Genomic DNA, 21,234 nt, shown 5'->3' with positions numbered 1-21,234 from the left:
AGACCCTACGTCCTTAAGCCCACAAGACCCTAAAATGTCTCAACACAAAGAAGTGAAGCTCGTGACCACCCACCAGCTGCTGGCTATGAAGCAGCGCGGCGAGAAAATTTCGATGCTTACGGCCTACGATTTTTCGATGGCCTCCATTCTAGACGGCGCTGGTATCGACGTGCTGCTGGTGGGCGACTCGGCCTCCAACGTAATGGCCGGCCACGAGACTACCCTACCCATCACCCTGGATCAGATGATTTACCACGCGCAGTCGGTGATACGGGCAGTGAAGCGGGCCTTTGTGGTGGTAGACTTGCCTTTCGGTTCCTACCAGGGCAATTCGTCGGAGGCGCTGCGCTCAGCCGTACGCGTGATGAAGGAAAGCGGGGCGCACGCGCTCAAGCTGGAAGGCGGCGCCGAAATAAAAGACAGCATCACGCGCATTCTTACGGCGGGTATCCCCGTGATGGGTCACTTAGGCCTTACCCCGCAAAGTATTTATAAATTTGGCACCTACTCGGTGCGGGCCAAGGAAGAAGCAGAGGCACAGAAGCTGATTGAAGACGCCTTGCTGCTCCAGGAAATTGGTTGCTTCGCGGTGGTATTGGAGAAAATTCCGTCGAAGCTGGCCAAGCAGGTAGCCGAGCAGCTGACCATTCCCGTAATCGGGATTGGAGCCGGCCCTGATGTGGACGGCCAAGTGCTTGTGGTGCACGATATGCTGGGCATCAACAAAGAGTTCAAGCCCCGGTTCCTGCGTCGCTACGCCGAGCTGCACGAAATCATGAGCGACGCCGTGCGCCACTACGTGCAAGACGTAAAAAACCGCGACTTCCCTACCCAGGAAGAAGCGTATTGATTCTTTAATTATGAATTAAAAAATTAAGAGTTAGGAATTGCCTGCACGCTACGCTGATCAACTGCATTCTTATTTCATCATTCATAATTTCTAATTCATAATTCATAATTTTTTATCCGTGAATCGTCCGAATATCTGGGCCGAGGGCCGCGAAATCCTGTTCGAGGACAACCATCTGCTGATTATCAATAAACCTGCTGGCCTACTGGTGCAGGGCGACGCCACCGGCGACGAGCCCCTATCGGCCAAGGCGGAGGAGTATTTGCGATTTAAGTACAAGAAGCCGGGCGCTGCCTTCATCGGCGTGGCACACCGCCTCGACCGGCCCGTGAGCGGCGTGGTAGCGTTGGCTAAGACCAGCAAAGCCCTGAGCCGTCTCAACGAGATGTTTCGGGACAATAAAGTGCACAAGACCTATTGGGCGCTGGTAGGCAAAGCGCCCGAGTCGCTGGAAGGGCACCTCACCCACTGGCTGGTGAAAGACCCCATCCGCAACGTCACGAAGGCCTACCCCAAGCTGCACCCACAAGGTCAAAAATCGGAGCTGGACTATCAGGTATTGGGGCAAGCCGGCTCGCGCTGGCTGGTGCAGGTAAACCCCATCACCGGCCGTCCTCACCAAATCCGGACGCAACTAAGCACCGGCTTGGGCACTCCCATTGTGGGCGATGTCAAATACGGCTTCCTAGCTCCCCTACCCGATGTGAGCATTGCCCTGCACGCCCGGCAGCTGGAATTCAACCATCCCGTTACCAAAGAAGCTATGTGCTTCCAGGCTCCCCTACCCGACGTAGCTCACTGGGAAGCCGCCCAGGCATTTTTGTAGGAACGTATTGGTAAGTTTGGTTTAAGGTGACAAAAGCGTCTGTCATCCTGAGCTTGCGAAGGATGACAGACTTCTTTCCTACCTATCCCGCTCACGCTATCATTCCACGGCTTCACTATTTAATAATATTTTGGCCTTTTGGCCAGGATTATTGAACGACGCATGCTCTGGCCGTAGGTTTGTGAAGTGAATGTGAACTAAATATAGCCCGTTTGCTTTGTTTGGGCAATTCACCTCGATTTCTCACGGCGTTTCTAACTCTTTTGATCCATGCCGATCCTCATTTTCTTTGTTGCCCATTATTATCTGTCGCTGTTCACGCAGACGTTCTATCTGCACCGATATGCGGCGCACAAGATGTTCACCATGAACAAGTTCTGGGAGAAGTTCTTCTTCCTGTTCACCTACATCTGCCAGGGGTCGTCGTTCCTGTCGCCACGGGCTTATGCGCTGCTGCACCGCATGCACCACGCCTTCTCCGACACGGAGTTGGATCCGCACTCTCCGCTTTACTCGTCGAACGCCTTCACGATGATGTGGAAAACCAAGAATATTTACAACGACGTACTCAATCGCAACTACGAGTTGGCCGAGCGTTTCGAGGGCAACTACCCCGAGTGGCACCTGATTGAGAAAATCGGTGACTCCTGGATGTCGCGCCTGGGCTGGGGCACGGCCTATGTGCTGTTTTACATCAACTTTGCCACGGCTTGGTGGATGTACCTGCTCCTACCCCTGCACTTTCTGATGGGTCCGTTGCACGGTGCTATTGTGAACTGGGGCGGCCACAAATACGGTTACCAGAACTTCGACAACCACGACCACTCCAAGAACACGCTGGCGCTGGATTTCCTGGCTTTCGGTGAGTTGTTCCAGAACAACCACCACAAGTTGCCCATGCGCGTGAACTTCGGTGTGAAGTGGTGGGAATTTGATCCTACCTATATGTTCATCTGGACGCTGGACAAAGCGCGCATTATTAAAATCAAGCGCAAAACGCCTACCCGAAGCAAGCTGCGCGTTGCAGCCTAATGCATCATTTTCCTCTCTGAAAAGGCCGTTACCAGACAGTAACGGCCTTTCCTTTTATACTGGCTGTCAGATACTCAACCATCATATCGCAGGCACAAAATCTAATTCGGCGCAATCCTTTCAATCTGTGAAATATGTGAGTACCTTTGCGCCTCACTTTCAACCAGACGCACGAGTTGCGTCGCTTAACCAACCCGGTTTATGGCAGTTAAAATCCGCCTCGCCCGCCGCGGCCGTAAAAAGGCCGCTCAGTTTGACATCGTAGTAGCCGACGCCCGCGCTCCTCGCGACGGCCGTTTCATCGAGAAGCTCGGTACCTACGACCCCAACACCAACCCTGCCAGCATCAACTTCGACGGCGACAAAGCCTTCGATTGGATCATGAAGGGCGCTCAGCCTACCGACACGGTTCGGGCTATGCTTTCGTACCGTGGTGTGCTCTACCGCAAGCACCTGCAACTTGGCGTAATCAAAGGCGCCATCTCGCAGGAAACTGCCGACCAGCGCTACAACGAGTGGATGGAGCAGAAGAACGCCAAGATTGAGGACAAGCGCACCAGCCTGGGCACCGCCCAAGCCGAGAAGCGTCAGGCTCAGCTGGCTGCTGAAACCAAAGTGCGTGAAGCGCGTGCTGAGGCTATCCGTCAGCGTCAGGCTGCTGCCGCTGCCGCCGCAGCTCCTGCTGCCGAGGCTCCGGAAGCAACGGAAGAAGCTGCTACCGAAACCACGGAAGAAGCCGGCGCTTAATTGCCAGCTTCTACCTGAGTAAAAGTCAGAAGGCTTGGAAGAAGGTGACGACGGGCTTTCCCGCGTGGCCTACCTTCTAAGCCTTCTGCTTTTTACGTTTAGCCCTTTCTCTTATGAATCTCGACGAATATTATCAGCTGGGCACGGTGGTGAAACCCCACGGCCTACGCGGTATGGTGGTGGCGTTTCTGGACGTAGACAACGTGAACGACTACCGCAAGCTGAAAGCGGTGTGGCTGGCCCTACCCGCTACCCCCAACCAGCCCCAGGAATACACCGTAGAGCGCGTGCAGCCCCAAACAGCCGATCGGGTGTTGCTGAAGCTGAAGGGCATTGAGCGGGTAGAAGACGCCGAGCCGCTCCGCAATGCCGTGCTCTACCGCCCACTGGCCGATTTGCCTCAGCTGGAAGAAGACCAGTTCTACTTCCACGATGTGATTGGCTACACCGTAGTAGACGAAAACCTGGGCGAACTGGGCATTGTGGAGGCCTTTTACGAGCTTCCCCAACAGGATGTCATGGGTATGCGCTACAAAGAGCAGGAGGTGCTTATTCCGGTGGCCGATGAGCTCATCTCCCGCGCCGATCAAGCCGCCAAGAAGCTCTACGTAACCTTACCCGAAGGCCTGCTCGATATTTACCTAGGCTCTTAGCTCAGTTTAGCTGATGGCTGTTGGCTTTCTACTAAAGCGGAAGTCAACAACTAACCGCCAACTCATTCATCATGCGTATCGATATTGTCACCTGCCAGCCTGAGTTACTGACGAGTCCTTTTGCTTATTCCATCGTGAAGCGGGCCCAGGAGAAAGGATTGGCAGAGTTGCACGTGCACGATTTGCGGCGCTATGCCATCAACAAGCACGGCCAGATCGACGACTATGTGTTTGGCGGCGGTGCAGGCATGGTGCTACGCGTGGAGCCCATTGCGGCGTGCTTTGATGAGTTGATGGCCCAACGTTCCTACGATGCTATCATCTACCTCACGCCCGATGGCGAAACCCTACGCCAACCGTTGGTGAATCGTTTGTCGTTGGGTGAGAATTTGTTGCTACTCTGCGGCCACTACAAGGGCGTTGACGAGCGCATCCGGCAGGCGTACATCACCCACGAGGTCAGCATTGGCGACTATGTGTTGAGTGGCGGTGAGCTAGGAGCAGCAGTACTGGTAGACGCCGTGGTGCGTCTGCTACCGGGCGTGCTCGGTAACGAAGAATCGGCTCTCAGCGACTCGTTCCAAGACAACCTGCTGGCACCACCCGTATACACCCGGCCGGCAGAGTGGCGCGGGCATTCTGTGCCGGATATCTTGCTTTCCGGCAACACCCCACGCGTGGAAGAGTGGCGGCACGAACAAGCACTGGCCCGCACCCAGCAACGCCGGCCCGATTTATTGAATTAAATGGCCCAATTGTGAAACGATTGAATAGCTACCTAGCGAAAAGGCGAGTTGTTGGTTTGCCTATTGAATGGCAAAACAGCCAATCACTCAGCCATTCAACCATTTAACAATTCAGTCATTTATCTTCCAGACTTGCAATCTTCAAAACAGAGGGCTATATTTGCGCCTCTTTACCCGAAACCTAGCCGGACGGCGGCGCCGTCCATTTGATTTTTTTTTCAGTCATGAGCGTACTACTCGATTTTATCCAGCAGGAATCCCAGGAGCGCCGCGCCAGCTTCCCCGTTTTCGCCGCCGGCGACACCATCAACGTCCACGTGAAAATCCGCGAGGGCAACAAGGAACGCGTTCAGCAGTTCCAGGGCGTAGTAATTCAGCGCAAGAACGCCAGCTCGAACGGCGAGACGTTCACGGTGCGTAAAATCTCGAACCAAATCGGTACCGAGCGTATTTTCCCACTGTTGTCGCCCAACATCGAGAAAATTGAACTGATCCGTCGTGGTAAAGTACGTCGTGCTCGTCTGTTCTACCTGCGTGGCCTGTCGGGCAAAGCTGCTCGTATCAAGGAGCGTCGCATGAAATAAGGTGTGCTTGTATAGCATCCATAAAAAAGCCTACCCTTTGCGGGGTAGGCTTTTTTAGTGGGGTTGCGCTAACTATTTGTTGGTAGCAGAATCCTCTGCCAGGTCTTGCGCGGGCGTATTTTCATTGCTCTGCACCTGCTTACTAGCTGCTAGCAGTGCTTCGCCTAGTTTTGTCACGCGCTCGGCCGTATTCGGGTTTTCGGCGAATACAGCTGCCTTCACCGTATTTTCGCCCAACCGGTTGAGCAGGCGCTTGATGGTGCTCTTATCGAGCGTGCCGGAGCCGAAGTGCGCTTTCAGATCCTGCAAATCAGTCACAATCTGATGAAACTCGGGATTGTCAGCGTCCTTAATGTCCTGAATCCAGTTTTGCAAGGTGTTATCCAAGCCGGCACGGTTAGCTTCTTCCTGCAAATCAGAGTTCAGGACTTTGGTAGTGCCATCCAAATGGTTTTGGTGCTGGGTATCGTTTTTGGGCTCTTTATGAAAAGACATGGGTTGTAGGTGTTACGCTGCCAGAGCAGCAGGTGGAAAGTGCTTATGCAAACGCGACTGGTAGGGAAAGGTTGGGGGACTGCAGTTGAGTAGTATTCCGTAAACTTGACCTAGTTCATTAGCTTGATGGCTAACCGCTATTTCCTACCCTTTGTCTATGCGCGTACCCGTTCTTTTCTTCTTTTTGGGCGCACTGAGTCTACTATGCAGTTGCCGCACCGATTACGCCGACCTCCCAACTTTCTCCACTGAACACCATCTGTTGCAGGCGGTGGTAGAAATTCCGGCTGGCACCAACCATATACAGCAGTATGACCCTGCTACGCGCACCTTCCGCCGCGTACAGCGCGCCGGCACCGACCGCGTAGTGGAGTTTCTGCCCTACCCCGGCAATCTGGCTTTTGTGCCCGGTACTCATACTATTCCTACCAAACGCTACCCCCAAGGCCAGCCCCTCGCTGCGCTTATCCTGGCCGAAAGTCAGCCGGCCGGCACCGTGCTGGAGATTCTGCCTATAGCGCTGTTGCGGCTCGATGAGGCTGGTACACCCCGGCAGTTACTCCTGGCAGTGCCTGCACGCCCAAGTCTACGCATCCTACCCGGCGCTACCACGTGGGCGGCAGTCCAGCGAGACTACCCCCATGTGCGGCCGATGCTGGAGCAGTGGTTCCGACAAACGGGCACCACTGCCGGAAGTGTGCGCGTAGCGGGGTGGAAGGATGAACAAGTTGCGCAACAACAGGTGCAGGAAGCTACGCATTGAGCATATGGCGCTTACGAAGGCAACAAAAAAAACCCCGCCTTGCTAGGCGGGGTTCTCTATTTAGTGCTGTTACACTAACTTACTCAAGCTTGTTCATGCGGTCTTTCACTGCCTCCAAGGCCACGCGCATATTCACAATATCGGCGCGAGCAGCTTCTTGCTCTTTCAGGTTAATGTCTACCTGGTTGTTGAGATTAAGCAGTTCGGCGGCGTTTTGCGCCAGCTGCTGCTGAATCTCTATTTTCTTCGCCTTGTTCTTTTCGATGTCTTTCTTGATGTTATCCTGCTTGGAAATTACCGCGCTGTGGTTGTTTTGCGAAGCCAATAAAGCTCTTTCGGCTTCTTGCACCTGCACGGCCAAATCCTGGCGGTAGAGCATGCGGGCAAATGTCTTCAGGTAGTCCTCCGAGGCTTTCCACTGTGCCGGGGTCGACTCTTTGCTTAGGTAGGCGTTGCCCAGGTCGATAGACCACCACACGGCGGTACCGGTAGGCGCGGCGTCTACTTTGCTGATTACGCGAATAGGCGTTTTGGATATTTCCTCAATTACTACGCCGTCGAGCGTGTAAATACCTTTATCGTTTTTCAGCTTGCTACCAAACTTTTCGTTTAATTGTTTGGCCCAGGCATCTTCTACCCGCTTGTTGTCCAACTGCACCGTTACGCGTTGGCCTTTGCGGGGAATGCCCTTCACAGCCATTTCGGTTTCATCTACGGGTGAGCGTTGAGCATATCCTACAACGGTCAACGCCAATAGTAAAAAAGAGAGGAGTAGGCTTCGTTTCATATGCGCCAAAGTATGTTGAAAGGAAGGGGTTACAGTCTTATAAATGTGGTCATCAGCTATTCTACCTCGCCAAATCTACCCTCTTGCGCTACTACAAATGCTACGCCACAATTGATTTTTTCAGGGATTATCAAATTTTGTTCAATAAATACTACGGCATATTATTTAACTGCCAAAAACCCTTCGCTCTTACTCACATCATCACTTTTCGTTGGCTATCTATCTTTCTGCTGTTAGGCTAAAGAGCTGAAACTTCTACTACCCCTACCGGTTTTACCTGTCCTATGCAAGTCACCGTCTGCCGCACAGAACATTTCAACGCTGCACACCGCTTATATAATTCTGCCTGGAGCGACGAGCAAAACCAGCAGGTCTTTGGTGCGTGCAGCAACCCGAATTACCATGGGCACAACTACGAGCTTACCGTGCGCCTGCGCGGTGCAGTAGATCCCGAAACCGGGTATGTATATGATATGAAGGACCTGAGCCAGCTATTGAAACGCGAGATTCTGGGTATCTTTGACCATCGAAACCTTAACCTGGATGTGGCCGATTTTAGCCACCTCAATCCTACGGCCGAAAACATTGCCGTCGTTATCTGGAATCGGCTGCGCCCGCACCTTGCCGCCGACCTGCACCTGTCGGTAACGCTCTACGAAACCGACCGCAACTTTGTAGAATATCATGGACAACTTTAACCCGACGGAGCCGGTTTCGTCCCACTCCGCTGGCCCCGATACCCACTTGGCACCCGAGCTACGCACCCCCCTACGCGACGATGCCTTTGCGCTGACCGACGAAACAAAAATTGACGCTATTGCCGGTCATTTCCGCGAAATCATGCACCTGCTGGGCCTCGACCTCACCGACGATAGCCTGAAAGGCACGCCGCACCGTGTAGCCAAAATGTACGTGCAGGAGTGGTTTCGGGGGCTGAATCCCGAACACCGGCCGGAGGTACGCTTGTTTGAGAACCGCTACACTTATCAGCAGATGCTGGTAGAACGCGACATCACGGTTTTTTCTTGCTGCGAGCACCATTTTGTGCCCATCATTGGCAAAGCCCACGTGGCCTACCTACCCGGCGAGCACGTGGTAGGGCTATCCAAGCTCAATCGAGTGGTGCAGTACTATGCCCGCCGCCCACAGGTGCAGGAACGCCTGACGCGCCAGATTGCTGAGGAACTAAAAAACGCCCTTCACACCGAGGATGTGGCCGTACTCATTGAGGCCGACCACCTGTGCGTGATGAGCCGGGGTGTGAACGACACTAGCAGCGGCACACTCACGGCCGAGTACGGCGGCGCCTTTGGCCAGGATGCCCAACTACGGCAGGAGTTTCTGCGGCTGATTGGCAAGTAAGCCGGCATCATCGTTGCCAATTACAGCCTATGGATTAGCTTGCGGCTGTCGGGGGGCTACAACTCTGCTGCCCGACAGCCGTTTGTTTGTATCACGACCTTTCCTTACACTCTGCAATTCCCTTCTGCATGTCGCGAAAAGTACTCATCTCGGGCGGCACTGGCCTGATTGGCACCCGGCTGGCCGAAATGCTGATTGATGCTGGCTATGAAGTGGCGCTGCTTAGCCGCGAAGCCCACGCCGAGCGATTCCGACGCTTTCACTGGGACCCGCGCCACGACGATATCGACGAAAATGCCGTTCCCTACGCTGACTATGTGATTAACTTGGCTGGTGCCAGCGTGTCGGACGGAAAATGGACGGATGAGCGCAAGAAGGAGATTATCGACAGCCGCTTGCAGGGTACCAACCTACTGGCCCGCACGCTAGCCCGCGACAACCACCGTGTACAGACGTTTCTGTCAGCTTCGGCAATCGGTATTTACGGCGACCAGGGTAGCGACACGGTAGACGAAAATACGCCCCCCGACCCCGACGACTTTTTGGCTGAAGTGGCCCGTAAATGGGAAGTAGCAGCCCAGCGTGTGCAGGCCCTGGGCATTCGTACGGTGGTTATTCGCATTGGTATTGTGCTCAGCGCCGATGGGGGCGCCCTACCCGCTATTGCCAAGCCTACCAAGCTGGGCGCGGGCGCACCGCTGGGTTCAGGCAAGCAGTATATGTCCTGGATTCATATTGATGATCTGTGCCGGCTGTTCATCCAAGCCATGGAGGAAAACGAGTGGCGCGGGGTTTACAACGGCGTGGCCCCTCACCCAGTCACCAACCGCGAGTTCACCGAAACCTTAGCTGAAGTGTTACATCGCCCCCTAGTTCTTCCCAAAGTACCTGCTTTTGGCCTGAAACTGCTGATGGGCGAGATGAGCGAGATTGTCCTCGCTTCCCAGCGTGTGAGTGCTGATAAGGTGCTGCAACACGGCTTTCGGTTTGAATATCCGCATTTGCAGGAGGCGCTGGAGGAAATTTACGAGCCGGAGGAGTAAGTGTCATTCCGAGCGGAGCGAGGAATCTGAGTTAACCTAAGGGATTATTCAGATTCCCCGCTCCGCTCGGAATGACAAGCTCGAACTGCCTTATAAACTATCCGGTACACTGCTCCGCCCGGAGTTGATCTGATCCAGCAGGTTATCAATCCGCAGCGAGTCGACGGCTTCGCGCTGGCGGCGGGGAGCTTCCGTCACGCACTGGTATTTCTTATTGATTTTGACGGTAGGCTTCGGAAACGGACCCATTTTGTAGTCCAACTCCTTGTCCTGGTAGACTTTCTCCATGTACAGGCCAAAGATGGGCAGGGCCATGCGGCCGCCTTCACCCTGCTCGGAGTGGAGGAAGTGGATGCTGCGGTCCTCGCCGCCTACCCACACGCCCGTTACGAGGTCCTTGGTCACGCCCATGTACCAGCCGTCGGAATAGTTGGAGGTGGTGCCGGTTTTGCCGCCAATCTGGTTGTTATTTTTCCAAAGCTCATAGTCCCACAGCGCCTGCGAGGTGCCGCCGGGCTCTTCCATGCCACCGCGCAGCATGTAGGTCATCAGCCAGGCCGTTTCGGCCGAGATAACCCGTTTCTGGCGCGGGTCGAACTGGGCAATGACGTTGCCGTTGCGGTCTTCGATGCGCGTAATCAGGCGCGGCTCAGAGCGGAAGCCCTGGTTCACGAAGGTGCTGTAGGCATTCACCATCTCATACACGCTCACATCGCCTCCCGAGCCCAGGCCGATGCTGGGCACACCCAATAACTTGCTTCGGATACCTACCTTGTGTGCGTACTCGGCCACTTTGTCCCAGCCCACCAGTTCCGTAAGCTGGGCCGTCACGGAATTTACGGAGCGCGCCATAGCGTGGCGCAGCGTCATGTTGGTGCCTGTATAAGAGCGCGTTACGTTATCGGGCTGCCACTCCATGGGCTTGCCGTCCTCCACGTACTTGATGGTTACGCGCTCATCGCGGATTCGGTCGCAGGGAGTATAGCCGTTGTCAATAGCAGTGAGGTAGACGAAGGGCTTGAACGTAGAGCCCGCCTGGCGCTTGCCCTGCTTCACGTGGTCGTACTGGAAGAAGCGGTAGTCGAGGCCGCCTACCCAAGCCTTTATCTGGCCGGTGAAGGGATCCATCGTCATCATGCCTGCCTGCAAGAAGTGTTTATAGTAGGCCAGCGAGTCTAATGGGGAAAGCAGTAGGGTCGTGTCTTTGTCGCCTTTCCAGGTGAATACCTTCATGGGGCGCTTGGCGTGCAGGGCCGAATCCAGGCGGGCGGGTTGGCCCTTGAATTCAGCGGCCAGCATCTTGTACTGCTGGGTGCGCTTCATCTGGGTTTCGATGAAATCCGGAATCTCCTTGCCCTTCTCGTTCACCCAGGGATTCTGGTTGCGGTTCCGCCAGAACGTATCAAACCGCCGTTGCAGGTTCTTCATGTGCTTTTCCACCGCGTACTCGGCGTGCTCCTGCATGCGCGAGTCGATGGTGGTGTACACGCGCAGGCCGTCGCGGTAGAGGTCGTAGCCATTTTGCTCGCACCATGTGTTCAGCGCCTGGCTGATGGCGCCCCGGAAGTAGGTAGGCGGTCCATCGATGTGACGCTCTACGTGATACTGGAGCGCGATAGGCAGCTTTTGCAAGGAATCGGCGGCAGCGGGTTGCAGAAAGCCTGCCTGCTCCATGCGCGTGAGCACCAAGTTGCGGCGTTTCAAAGCAGCCTCGGGGTGAAAGCGGGGGTTGAAGGCAGTAGGGTTGTTGAGCAGACCTACCAACATAGCCGCTTCCTGAGGGGCCACGCTGTCGGGGGAGGTGCTGAAGAAGGTTTTAGCGGCTACCTTAATTCCGTAGGCATTGGAGCCATACTCTACCGTATTGAGGTACATGCGTAGGATCTCCTCTTTGGTGTAGCGCTTTTCCAGCTCCACGGCCGTCAGCCATTCCTTGGTTTTGCTGATGATGGTGCTCACGCCCGGAATGTGGCCCAGTCCGCCGCGGGTTTCACCGCGACGGGTTTTGTAGAGGTTTTTGGCGAGCTGCTGCGTAATGGTAGAGCCGCCGCCGCTGCGCGTATCGCCACTAAGCACACCCGCCACGGCGCGGGCCAGGGCGGTGGCATCAATGCCGGAGTGCTCGTAGAAACGCACGTCCTCAGTGGCAATCAGGGCTTTAATGAGCAAAGGCGAAATCTTGCTGTACGCCACCGGCGAGCGGTTTTCGCGGAAGTAGGTGCCCATCAGCACGCCATCGGACGAGTAGAGCTCCGAGGCTTGCTCCACTTTGGGGTCCTCTAGCTCCTCCAAGCTCGGCGACTTCCCAAACAGAAACAGAAAGTTGGTGCTCACCAAGATAGGGTAGAGCAGAAACACGCCTACCCCAATGATAAACAGTGCCCACAGAAAGCGCGACAAGCGGTTGGGCCAACGGCGGCGAGGCGGGGCAGATGCAGAATTCTCTTGATTCGGAAGGTCGGGAGCGGACATGCGGAGCGCGTTGGGACCGGCCCGCGCAACGGGTAGGGGCCTGGCAGGTACAAATATACCAGATTAGGCGCGGGCGGGCACAGAACGGTAGGCAAAGCCCTTCAACGCACAGATGTAGCCCGACCGTATCGGGCCCACTGGTTTTCGCTGATGTTCTATTGCCTCAGCACTTCTATACCACCAAACACGCACAGAAGTACCAACCCAGCAAACGCCAAGATACTCAGCAGCCATGCCAACGACCAACAGGCCCACCAGAAGGTATGTCGCACGGTGCGCCGGATTCTCTCCAGGGTGATGATCATCCCCCATTGTGCCACGGGTAGGCAACTCAGTGCTAGCAGCTCCGCAGCGGGCGCGGCGGCGGGCGTGTTGGGCCACACTTCATCCTGCAACGCTAGATTCAAACCAGCAAATACCAATCCTGCCAGTGCCCACCATAGCAACGCCGGAATCAGGCGAAACGCTCGTAGCAGGAAGTACCCAGCCTCAACCAGTAGATAAAACATAAGGAATTATCCCGCCACAGCCGGCGTCCAATACCGAAAAACCAACGTCAATGACCCAAGCATAAGGCCCGCTACCAGCGCCGTAACGGGTAGTACCAAGTACACCAGCCGCCGCCAGCGCACATCGGGGGTGGCGGCGTGCTCCTGCCAGGTGAGTACCACGGCCAAGACCACTACCCCACCGCCGCAACTCAGCAGCGCGAGCAGACTAAGGGCGAGGTTGAGAAACATGAGCAGCTGGGTTTGCTTTGAGGGTTTGTATAGCCTGCCAATCGGCCCAGGAGCGGCTGGGCCAGTGGCGTTGGGCTTCCAGCGCCCGAAAGTTTTGGATGCGCTGGTGCAGTCGGGACTGCGCCTCGGTTTCGGGTAGGGCTACCCACTGGTTGTAGTTGTTTTCCTGCACTAGCTCGCGGCCGACGAGGGTAGACGCCGCAGCAGCCAGCTCGGGCAACACACGGTCGGGCATATCCAGTAAGAAACCGTAGTCGACGCGGTGGAAGCGGGGTTGCAGGTTGTAGCGCACCATCCAGCTTTCCCAGTTGCCGGCAGCCAGCAGGAGCAGCACCGCGTAGGCGGCCAGCATGTTCAGGCGCACCAGAGAGTAGGCCGAGCGCCGCTGCCAGATTTTCAATAGCACCGTGAGCAGGCCGAAGAACGTCAGCAGTAGGAAGCCATACACGCCGATGCGCTTGTAGGCAAGGCCCGTGTATACAATATAGTAGTAGTTGCGCAGCCCCACCGACACAGCCAGCACCGCGTTCTGCACCACCCACACGGTAGCCAGCCACCGCAGGGTAGGCAAGCCCCGAGGGTAGAAGTTGAGGTTGCGTCGGAAAAACCACAGCACAATCCCCATGGCTACCAAGATGCTCAGAATGAGTACATACGTGCCTTCATGCACGAACTGCGTGAGGTCGAAGCTGGCAGAAGGTCGGAAATCTATCCAGATCCAGCTGATGTCGATGAGGTTGACCACGAGTAGCAGCAGGTTCATTAGCACTAGCAGGCTCATGGCTATTAAGTACTCACGCCGCAGGCCCAGGGGTGGAAAACGGTCGGTGCGAAAATCGGGGCGACGCACGCCCAGCGAGGCTACCCGGTCGCGCTGCCGCTGCACAAATTCTCCGAAGCGCGACTCACGGTCGATGAAGTAATGAATGGGTAGGACTAGCAGCGCCCCCGCCGTAAGCACCAACCCTAGCAGAAAAAACAACACGTGCGGCACCGACAATCGGCTGAATAGCAGGTCCAGGGCCTCGCCTACTATCTCCCAGAATCGCGTCGTGAGGGCTTCGTACTTCGGATTGGCCAGCACGAACAGCAAGTGAAAGCCTACCAGCGCCACCAGCGGCAATAGCAGCAGCCGACCATAGAACCAGCCCCGTCCTACCCTGTCGCTCAGGTTGGCTGGCAAGCGCAGCAGTTGGAACAGGCGCTGTGTGGCCGGCCCCAGGTTCAGCAAGCCCGTGAACACAGCGTAGAGCACCAGGCGCAAGTGGGGCTGGTTGCGGTAGCCCAACCACCCGGCCAACGATACCACCGCCGCCAACTGCGCTGCCCCGGAGGCGTACACGGCCACCAAGCAGGCGCTCAGTATGGTGCCTAGCAGCAGCAGCCAGCAATAGCCCGAGCGCCATTGTGGTGCCGTGCGTGGCAGTCCGGCTACGCTCACGCCCAGCACAAATACTGTGTATACCAGCATATTTAGCGCCATGCGCTCGTGCCAGAACAAAACATCAAATAGGATGGCGCCTACTGGCAAGGCTAGCTTTTGCAGGGCCGTGAGCGGAAAAGGCGGCGCGGTGGGTGCAGCTACAGAATGGTAGGCAGCGCTGGGTGAATAAGTTGCCATAATTTATTTTTATTAAAGTACTTTGTATTTCAAAGTTTATGCACAAAAAAAAAGAGCTTACCCTCCTTTCAGTAGCTTTTCCAGAGCATTCAGGTGGTCCTGAAAGGCTTGCTTGCCTTCGCTTGAAGCGGTGTAGGTGGTATTGGGCTTCTTGCCCACAAACTGCTTGCTGACGGTCACGTAGCCGGCTTTTTCCAGGGCCGATACGTGGCTGGCCAGATTGCCATCGGTGAGGTCCAGGGCTTCTTTCAAGTCGTTGAAGCTCACCGAGTCGGTGGTCATGAGCACGGCCATGACGCCTAGCCGCACGCGGTTATCGAAAGCTTTATTGAGCGTATGAATGGCGTACTTCACGCGGGGCGGGAACGTTCGTAACGGTTATACATGAGCAGGCCGTAGCCGATGTGGCACAGCCCAAACCCGAAGGCAAAGAACAGTAACCCCCAAACCGGAAGCAAGGTTGCGAGCAGTCCTAGCCCAATTTGGGTGAGACCCAGCCAACGGATTTCATCCAAAGTATACTTGCTAGCATTGAGCAAGGCCAGACCGTAAAACAACAACATGCCTGGTATCACCAGTCCGGCGGCTCCGCGCAGGTAAAGCATCAAGCAAAACAACCCACCTGCCGTCAGCGGAATGGCCAGGCTGAGTGCCAGCCGCCGCCCCAGTGGCCCCCACAAAGCTATACCGTTTTGCCGGGCGCGGCGCTGGGTGAAGAAGAAAGCCACGCCTAGTGCCAACACAATAATAATGGCCGCCAAACCTAGCAGAAACGGTAGGGCTTCCAGTCGACTGGCGTAGTTGCCATTCATTAGTCGCATAAAGCCGCCTTCGCCGTACTGACTATTAAGGTACCAGTTACCCACGCCTACCCCAGCCAGCGCCACTATTCCCGCCCCTACCCCCGACAGGCCGCTAAGCGAGATGAACCGCGACGAGCGCTCCATAATAGCGCGGATTTCCGTGAGTTGGGCGAGCGGATCAGTAACTGGCTTCATAGCGTACAGAGCACTTTGTGATGCAAAGCTTGTGAATAGATTCATCATTTCCAAATACCCTCTTCTAACTGTGTGGTAGAACACCTAGGTATTGGCCAATCTGCGACTAACAGCTACTATCAAAATGGGACGTTCTATTGGCCGGTACTTCTTCATGTTCTATTTTTTATTGCCCCAACAGATAAGCGTATAGCAGTGCTGCATGCTATGCATATGCCGGCCCGTAAAAAAATTACAATAAAAAGCCCTGGATTGGGTGTTATGAGGCACTTCGTAAAAAAAGTTCCAAATGATAAAAATCCTGTAAAACCGCCCTTTCGTATATAAAATCAAGATACAGTTTCACTTTTCCCATTTTTGGGAAATGCTTCCAGAAAATAGAAATTCTTTTTAACTCTCGTTTCGTCACTACTTTTTCCAACTCTTTACTGCTTCATTATATGTTATTTTCTACTTCACTAACCAACTACTCTTTGCGCAAGGCGTTATCGTTGTGGCTACTCAGCAATCTGGGCGGCACCGTGCTGCTGACACTTGACTTTGCACTCGACCGCGCTGCTGATTTTTCTATTGGCCTGTTCAGTGGCTTATTGGCGGCTTTGGTTTCTTTGGCAGTGCTACCCTTGTGTGTACCCTTGTTCAGGTTGCTAGGGCAGTTGCCTACCTGCTCGGCCCGGCGCACCATTGGCACTGTGGCTGTAGTAGGATGCTACGCATTGACCAACTTTTTTGTGATGCATCATTTGCCAGTGGTTGATCTGCGCAGCCTACTCACCATGTCGTTGCCATATCTGGCGGCGGCTTTGGCGGCGGTGTATTTTCTATGCGAGCCAGCACCACCGCGTTTCCAGAACGCCTAAGCGGGTAGCAGCTAACGTTTCAGGCGAAGTCGGCGTAGCAGTAGGGCATATCCGGCGCTGCTCTGCCGCCTGCCCATGGACGATACGTTGGCAATGAAGGACATTCGGAAAAACAACTTGGCTCTAAAAAGGGTCTGGCAGCACTTGTGGCACACCACATGGGGCGGCACCGTGCTAGGGTTTGTGCTTCTGGTAGTAGCTGATACTCCAATGGGCTTTTGGGGTCACCTATGCCTTTCGCTCTGTGGTGGTTTTTGGGCTTTCTTAGCAGGATGCTTCCGCATCCTGCATATGAAATGGCTATTTATACGCTCAGCCCTCCTACCTGATTCGACGGAGCAGCGAATGGCTTTGCTGTGGGGTACCATCCGAATTTTTGTGAGTTTCGTGGCGGTGTTTTTTGCGGTGTATGGCTGCTACTGGTTGCTAGCTGAGTACAGCAAGTTGGGCAGTTTTCACTTCGATGTGCTGTTTGTTGTGTGCTGGGTGAGCCTACCTATTAGCCTACCCTGGCTGGTAGCGGCTTTAGTAGCAGCGGTATACGTCAACCATGACCTATTGCCACATTACTCGGCCGCATGAAGCTACGCTTGCAACTATTCGAGTTTGAAGACCTGCCGTGGTTTCCGGAGGCGGTGCGGGCGGGCATGATGGACTACCTGCGCTTCATGATTTCGGGGCTGAAAATCTACCAGCCTATCGTTTCCCTCCTGCGCGAGGCACTCCAACACACCAACCAAACCCAACTGCTGGAGCTGTGTGCGGGCGCAGGCGGCGGTACGGAGGGCGTCTGGCGGGAGTTGCAGGCAACAGGCCTACCCCAACTAGGCGTTATCCTCACCGACCTCTACCCCCAGCCCACCGCCTGGCAACACCTACACGAGCGCACGGGCGGCGGCCTTACATTCATGCCTACCCCCGTGGATGCTACCCGTGTGCCGGCCACGCTATCGGGGTTTCGGGTGGTGTTTTCGGCTTTTCATCATTTTTCGCCTGCAGTGGCCGAGGCCATATTGGCCGACGCCGTGCGGCAACGAGCGGGCATTGGCGTGTTTGAGGGGGCCGGCAAGCATTGGCACGAAGTGGCGCTGGCAGCTTTCGTCATGCCCATTGCGTTGCTGTGTATTACACCGTTTGTCAGACCATTTCGCTGGAGCCGGCTGCTGTTCACCTACCTCATCCCCCTCATTCCGGTGTGCACCATCTGGGACGGTGTGGTATCGATTCTACGCTTGTACCCACCCGACCAACTCTTGGCTCTAACCCGCCGCGCCGACCCTACCGGCGCGTTTGAATGGCGCGTGGGCAAGGCCCGCCACTGGTCTGGCTCTCAGGTGCTCTACCTTACGGGCTGGCCGAAGCATCGAGTAGAAGTTGAAAATTAAGAATTAAAATTGGGGGCAATTCTATTGGTGCGGCTTCCAACACAACCATCTGCTGCACCAGTATAGAAAGCATGCCGCAAGCTGCGCGAATAACCGCCTGCTGATTCTTATTTCAATTACTCATTGTTACTTCTGACTTCCTACCGTCGGGCGCTGCCGCTATTGCGGATTCCATTTTCGGTGTACCTGATGCCTGTGTTCTGGTTTGGGCTGAGCGCCTTGCGGGAGCCATTTAGCTTATGGCGGGCGGTGGGCGTGTTTGTGGTGCTGCACCTGCTGGCCTACCCTGCGTCCAACGGCTACAATAGCTACTACGACCGCGACGAAGGCAGCATCGGCGGCCTGCGTCAGCCGCCGCCTGTGTCGCGGGAATTGCTGCATTTGGTGTGGCTGTTCGATGCGCTGGCTGTGCTGGGCGGGGCACTCTTGTCCTTACCCTTCGCGGGTTTAGTGGCCGTGTATCTGCTGGTATCGAAGGCGTATAGCTACGAGGGCATCCGCTTGAAAAAGTACCCGCTCGTGAGTACGCTGGTGGTGGTGGTGTTTCAGGGGGCCTATACATTTCTAATAACGCAGATAGGGGTAGGCGCTTCTCCAGCGGTTATTCTGGACTCTAGCAACTTGCTGCTTGCCCTCGTGAGCACCTTGTTTTTGTGCGGCTCCTATCCCCTCACGCAAGTATATCAGCATCAAGAAGATGCTCAACGTGGTGACCGGACGCTGAGCCTTCGCCTGGGCATTCGGGGCACGTTTGTGTTTGCGGGCGCGGCGTTGGGTGCGGGGGCAGCCCTGTTGGTGGCCGTGTATACGTGGCGCCAGGAGTGGCCGCATGCGCTGCTGTTTTTGGTGGCTACCCTACCCGTAGTTGGGCTGTTTGGCCGCTGGATCTGGTTGGTGTGGCACGATGCCAGCGCCGCCAATTTCGATTATACCATGCGCATGAACCAAGTATCGTCGCTGTGTATGAGCGCGGCGTTTGTGGCGATGTTGCTCTGGCGCTGGTGGTAACGAGTAGCCGAAAACGCCAAGCAAGACCTTGCCGTATTAAACTAGCTCGTCCACTCCTCCTCTACAGTATGCGCCCTCTCATTGCTTTCTCCTGCCTACTGCTCACCAGTGCCTGTTATCAACAAAGTAGCCAATATTCGGCTCCTTCTCCCCTCGCTGCCGATACGACGACTGCCGCTGCTACTACGCCGCTGGAAGCACCCGATACCGCCCGTGCCGGTAAGGTGTCGGCTCAGTCTGACACGCTGAAAGTGGTACAGAAGCGACATGACTTTTCCACTCCCAGCATACCCGACGTGTTTCGGCTGGTATTGCGCGGCCAGGATGTTTTAAGCGGCCAAATAGACTTCACTATCACTGACCACACCGGACAGGTAATTTTTCATGAAAGGCTGTCAGCCGCCGATCTGGAGGCTTCTATGGTCTACGACATGGCTGGTACCACGCCCCCCACCCCTGGGGCCCGCGAGGCGTACGTGCGCCGCCGTATGGATGATTTTTTTGCTGATAAGAACTTTCATCAGCCTGCCCTACCCTCTTCAACTCCTTTCCCCGCCGGCAACCCCCTCGACCGCGACACGTGGGCCGACGTTCAGCGCCGCGCAGATGCTATTGGCTTTCAATATCTGGTAGGGAAAGAGGACCGCCGACGGATTGCCTATTCGCCCCTTAAAAAGCAGGTAGTACAGCTGGGCGGCTTCGGCAGTTAACTCCTGCTTGTCCCTACCCTCCGGCTTTCTCAGCTAAGGCCTGCTCTAGTCCGGCCGCAAATACGGTGTAGGGTTGATATCCTTTGGCTAGTATATAGCCCTCATTGCCCACACGTAACACGGTAGTAGGTAAGCCTTCCAGGTTGAGCCGACCCACGGTAGCAAACTCCTGCTGCACTACCTGGATAGTCTCTGGCGCGGCCCACAGGCGCTGAAAGGTAGCCGCATCGATGTCGTACGGCGCAAGCAACGGCAAATAAGTAGCGAGGTCGTTCAGATTCTCACCATCGCGGAACAAAGCAGTCTGCACATCGTGCGCAAACTGAATGGTGCGCTGTTGGTCGCCATCCAGCTGGCGAAACACGGCAATGGCGCGGCTCGGTGGCTCCGAGTTCAGTTGCACCGCTCCTTCTTCCCCCACTGTATGGTAGGCGGCTCCAAACTCGGCGCCTGTCACTTCGCCAATCTGCGCGGCCGCGCCGCTCAGAAAGTCCCAACTATCGCCAATAGGCGCTACATCGTTGCCCGTCAGCATGCCGCCGCACAGCACGGATACGTCTACGCGGCCCGCAAAGGCCTGCTGCGCCTGCCGAATCACGGGGCTCATGCCGTAGCACCAGCCGCATAGAGGGTCGAAGAGGTAGAGAATTTCGGGGCGGTCAGCGGTCTGTTCCATAGGGTAAAGGTAATGGATGAGCGTTATGCTTACTTTGGTTCGAAATAGCCTACTATTATTTTCTATGATTCAATCCATCCTAATGCTGCCACTTTTTCTTTCGCTAACCAGCTTGCTATCAGCACCTCAGCCCCCACCCGACAGCCTCGTTATTTTCAACGCCAATCGTACCTATCATTACCACGCCATTTTCGTCAGTCCCAAAGGCGATACGCTGAGCCAGGAACGCATCACATTTCAACCTCTAGGACAGCCTTGGGTAGGGCAGCCCAAACGACAAACTGGCTTTCAGGTCCGCTATACCTACACCACTCAAGATTCGCTGACGTTTCTGGCCTACCCAAATCCAAAAACGAAGCGATTAGACAAACCAGAGAAATATTGGTGGCACGAACAGGAGATTACTGGTGCTATCGAGAACAGGCAGGAAATCTGGATGCATCCTATCCGCGGTAATCAGTATGCCTATACCGAAGTGGCGCCATTCCCACAGGTTAAGCCCGCGTCGTTGCGGGTAGGAGGCAGCTGGCAAGAAAATCCATTATATATCATGATGGGCTGGGGAGCATTTAAGGGAAAGGTTACGCCTACCTACCAAGTTGATAAGCAAGAAGTTCGTCAGTATGGTTCGCTAACCCTACCTGGTTGCTGGCTGATCCATGCCGTTGGCGAGCACAGCAAACTGGGCAGGAGCTATCTTGACTTCTATTTTCATCCGCAATACGGCTTTACTGAGATGCACTACCGCTTCTACGACGGCACACAGATTTCCTTTGTGCTCGAGCAGGTTCTTGACAAGCGGCAGCCGTAATTGGCTTTCGGTTTTACAATAAGCAAAAAGGCCCGCTTCGCATTGCGCGAAGCGGGCCTTTTCAT

26 protein-coding genes are annotated in these 21,234 nt (G+C 55.3%); 17 read left to right on the top strand and 9 right to left on the bottom strand.

Features of this window, described 5'->3' with window-relative positions:
• The first annotated feature begins 34 nt into the window (after positions 1–34).
• The 7 genes from panB (at position 35) to rplS (ending at position 5,438) form a co-directional block, all read left to right on the top strand.
• Complete coding sequence (panB, locus tag H8B15_RS06955) at positions 35–850, top strand: 3-methyl-2-oxobutanoate hydroxymethyltransferase (RefSeq protein WP_187318951.1); 816 nt, start codon at positions 35–37, stop codon at positions 848–850.
• A gap of 118 nt (positions 851–968) precedes the next feature.
• Positions 969–1,676 (top strand): pseudouridine synthase, encoded by a 708-nt coding sequence (locus tag H8B15_RS06950; RefSeq protein WP_187318950.1) that lies wholly within the window; start codon positions 969–971, stop codon positions 1,674–1,676.
• Positions 1,677–1,946: 270 nt separating this feature from the next.
• Positions 1,947–2,708: an acyl-CoA desaturase gene (locus tag H8B15_RS06945; RefSeq protein ID WP_187318949.1), complete on the top strand. Its 762-nt coding sequence runs from the start codon at positions 1,947–1,949 to the stop codon at positions 2,706–2,708.
• A gap of 201 nt (positions 2,709–2,909) precedes the next feature.
• Positions 2,910–3,455, top strand: a complete 546-nt coding sequence (locus H8B15_RS06940; protein ID WP_187318948.1) for a 30S ribosomal protein S16 — start codon at positions 2,910–2,912, stop codon at positions 3,453–3,455.
• A gap of 113 nt (positions 3,456–3,568) precedes the next feature.
• Entirely contained in the window at positions 3,569–4,108 is a 540-nt protein-coding gene (gene rimM, locus H8B15_RS06935) for a ribosome maturation factor RimM (RefSeq protein ID WP_187318947.1), read from the top strand.
• A 71-nt stretch (positions 4,109–4,179) separates the two neighbouring features.
• Positions 4,180–4,854: a tRNA (guanosine(37)-N1)-methyltransferase TrmD gene (trmD, locus tag H8B15_RS06930; protein ID WP_187318946.1), complete on the top strand. Its 675-nt coding sequence runs from the start codon at positions 4,180–4,182 to the stop codon at positions 4,852–4,854.
• 224 nt (positions 4,855–5,078) lie between these two features.
• Entirely contained in the window at positions 5,079–5,438 is a 360-nt protein-coding gene (rplS, locus tag H8B15_RS06925; protein ID WP_185281119.1) for a 50S ribosomal protein L19, read from the top strand.
• Between the two features lie 72 nt (positions 5,439–5,510).
• On the opposite strand, the gene H8B15_RS06920 is transcribed toward rplS, so the two are convergent.
• The gene (locus tag H8B15_RS06920; protein WP_187318945.1) at positions 5,511–5,933 is read right to left on the bottom strand and encodes a hypothetical protein; all 423 of its coding nucleotides are present in this window, start codon (positions 5,931–5,933) and stop codon (positions 5,511–5,513) included.
• 157 nt (positions 5,934–6,090) lie between these two features.
• Between H8B15_RS06920 and H8B15_RS06915 the strand changes: the two genes are divergently transcribed.
• Positions 6,091–6,696: an inorganic diphosphatase gene (locus H8B15_RS06915; RefSeq protein WP_187318944.1), complete on the top strand. Its 606-nt coding sequence runs from the start codon at positions 6,091–6,093 to the stop codon at positions 6,694–6,696.
• Between the two features lie 79 nt (positions 6,697–6,775).
• On the opposite strand, the gene H8B15_RS06910 is transcribed toward H8B15_RS06915, so the two are convergent.
• Positions 6,776–7,483, bottom strand: a complete 708-nt coding sequence (locus H8B15_RS06910) for a hypothetical protein (RefSeq protein ID WP_187318943.1) — start codon at positions 7,481–7,483, stop codon at positions 6,776–6,778.
• 284 nt (positions 7,484–7,767) lie between these two features.
• Here H8B15_RS06910 and H8B15_RS06905 point away from each other — a divergent pair, with 284 nt between their 5' ends.
• The 3 genes from H8B15_RS06905 (at position 7,768) to H8B15_RS06895 (ending at position 9,888) form a co-directional block, all read left to right on the top strand.
• Positions 7,768–8,181 (top strand): 6-pyruvoyl trahydropterin synthase family protein, encoded by a 414-nt coding sequence (locus H8B15_RS06905; protein WP_187318942.1) that lies wholly within the window; start codon positions 7,768–7,770, stop codon positions 8,179–8,181.
• Positions 8,168–8,845 carry a GTP cyclohydrolase I FolE gene (gene folE, locus H8B15_RS06900; protein WP_187318941.1) on the top strand — a complete coding sequence of 226 codons (678 nt, stop codon included), beginning with the start codon at positions 8,168–8,170 and terminating at the stop codon, positions 8,843–8,845. The genes H8B15_RS06905 and folE overlap by 14 nt, the downstream gene beginning before the upstream one ends.
• 128 nt (positions 8,846–8,973) lie before the next feature.
• Positions 8,974–9,888 carry a TIGR01777 family oxidoreductase gene (locus H8B15_RS06895; protein WP_187318940.1) on the top strand — a complete coding sequence of 305 codons (915 nt, stop codon included), beginning with the start codon at positions 8,974–8,976 and terminating at the stop codon, positions 9,886–9,888.
• A gap of 90 nt (positions 9,889–9,978) precedes the next feature.
• Here the strand turns inward: H8B15_RS06895 and H8B15_RS06890 are convergent, their stop codons facing one another.
• The 6 genes from H8B15_RS06890 to H8B15_RS06865 all read right to left on the bottom strand — a co-directional run bounded on the left by H8B15_RS06890 (position 9,979) and on the right by H8B15_RS06865 (position 15,719).
• Positions 9,979–12,360 (bottom strand): penicillin-binding protein 1A, encoded by a 2,382-nt coding sequence (locus H8B15_RS06890; RefSeq protein WP_216859095.1) that lies wholly within the window; start codon positions 12,358–12,360, stop codon positions 9,979–9,981.
• A gap of 155 nt (positions 12,361–12,515) precedes the next feature.
• Positions 12,516–12,869, bottom strand: coding sequence for a hypothetical protein (locus H8B15_RS06885; protein WP_187318939.1), 354 nt, complete (start codon positions 12,867–12,869; stop codon positions 12,516–12,518).
• A 6-nt stretch (positions 12,870–12,875) separates the two neighbouring features.
• The gene (locus H8B15_RS06880; RefSeq protein WP_187318938.1) at positions 12,876–13,100 is read right to left on the bottom strand and encodes a hypothetical protein; all 225 of its coding nucleotides are present in this window, start codon (positions 13,098–13,100) and stop codon (positions 12,876–12,878) included.
• Positions 13,078–14,721, bottom strand: a complete 1,644-nt coding sequence (locus tag H8B15_RS06875; protein ID WP_187318937.1) for a DUF4153 domain-containing protein — start codon at positions 14,719–14,721, stop codon at positions 13,078–13,080. The genes H8B15_RS06880 and H8B15_RS06875 overlap by 23 nt, the downstream gene beginning before the upstream one ends.
• Before the next feature lie 57 nt (positions 14,722–14,778).
• A complete protein-coding gene (locus tag H8B15_RS06870; protein ID WP_187318936.1) occupies positions 14,779–15,075 on the bottom strand; it encodes a transcriptional regulator in 297 nt (98 codons plus the stop codon).
• Positions 15,072–15,719, bottom strand: a complete 648-nt coding sequence (locus H8B15_RS06865) for a hypothetical protein (RefSeq protein WP_187318935.1) — start codon at positions 15,717–15,719, stop codon at positions 15,072–15,074. The genes H8B15_RS06870 and H8B15_RS06865 overlap by 4 nt, the downstream gene beginning before the upstream one ends.
• Positions 15,720–16,159: 440 nt before the next feature.
• Between H8B15_RS06865 and H8B15_RS06860 the strand changes: the two genes are divergently transcribed.
• From H8B15_RS06860 to H8B15_RS06840, 5 genes are all read left to right on the top strand, one after another.
• Entirely contained in the window at positions 16,160–16,579 is a 420-nt protein-coding gene (locus H8B15_RS06860) for a hypothetical protein (protein ID WP_187318934.1), read from the top strand.
• A gap of 291 nt (positions 16,580–16,870) precedes the next feature.
• Complete coding sequence (locus H8B15_RS06855; RefSeq protein ID WP_187318933.1) at positions 16,871–17,161, top strand: hypothetical protein; 291 nt, start codon at positions 16,871–16,873, stop codon at positions 17,159–17,161.
• On the top strand, positions 17,158–17,964 hold the full coding sequence (locus H8B15_RS06850; protein WP_187318932.1) for a class I SAM-dependent methyltransferase: 807 nt from the start codon (positions 17,158–17,160) through the stop codon (positions 17,962–17,964). The genes H8B15_RS06855 and H8B15_RS06850 overlap by 4 nt, the downstream gene beginning before the upstream one ends.
• A 123-nt stretch (positions 17,965–18,087) precedes the next feature.
• A complete protein-coding gene (locus H8B15_RS06845) occupies positions 18,088–18,972 on the top strand; it encodes a UbiA family prenyltransferase (protein ID WP_187318931.1) in 885 nt (294 codons plus the stop codon).
• 68 nt (positions 18,973–19,040) lie between these two features.
• Positions 19,041–19,682, top strand: coding sequence for a hypothetical protein (locus H8B15_RS06840; RefSeq protein ID WP_187318930.1), 642 nt, complete (start codon positions 19,041–19,043; stop codon positions 19,680–19,682).
• A gap of 13 nt (positions 19,683–19,695) precedes the next feature.
• Here the strand turns inward: H8B15_RS06840 and H8B15_RS06835 are convergent, their stop codons facing one another.
• On the bottom strand, positions 19,696–20,358 hold the full coding sequence (locus H8B15_RS06835; RefSeq protein ID WP_187318929.1) for a DsbA family protein: 663 nt from the start codon (positions 20,356–20,358) through the stop codon (positions 19,696–19,698).
• Between the two features lie 64 nt (positions 20,359–20,422).
• Here H8B15_RS06835 and H8B15_RS06830 point away from each other — a divergent pair, with 64 nt between their 5' ends.
• On the top strand, positions 20,423–21,169 hold the full coding sequence (locus H8B15_RS06830; RefSeq protein ID WP_187318928.1) for a hypothetical protein: 747 nt from the start codon (positions 20,423–20,425) through the stop codon (positions 21,167–21,169).
• Positions 21,170–21,234 lie beyond the last annotated feature (65 nt).

The organism is Hymenobacter citatus (genome assembly GCF_014333615.1).
Classification (GTDB): Bacteria; Bacteroidota; Bacteroidia; order Cytophagales; family Hymenobacteraceae; genus Hymenobacter; species Hymenobacter citatus.
This window is presented reverse-complemented; position numbering and strand designations above follow the sequence as displayed.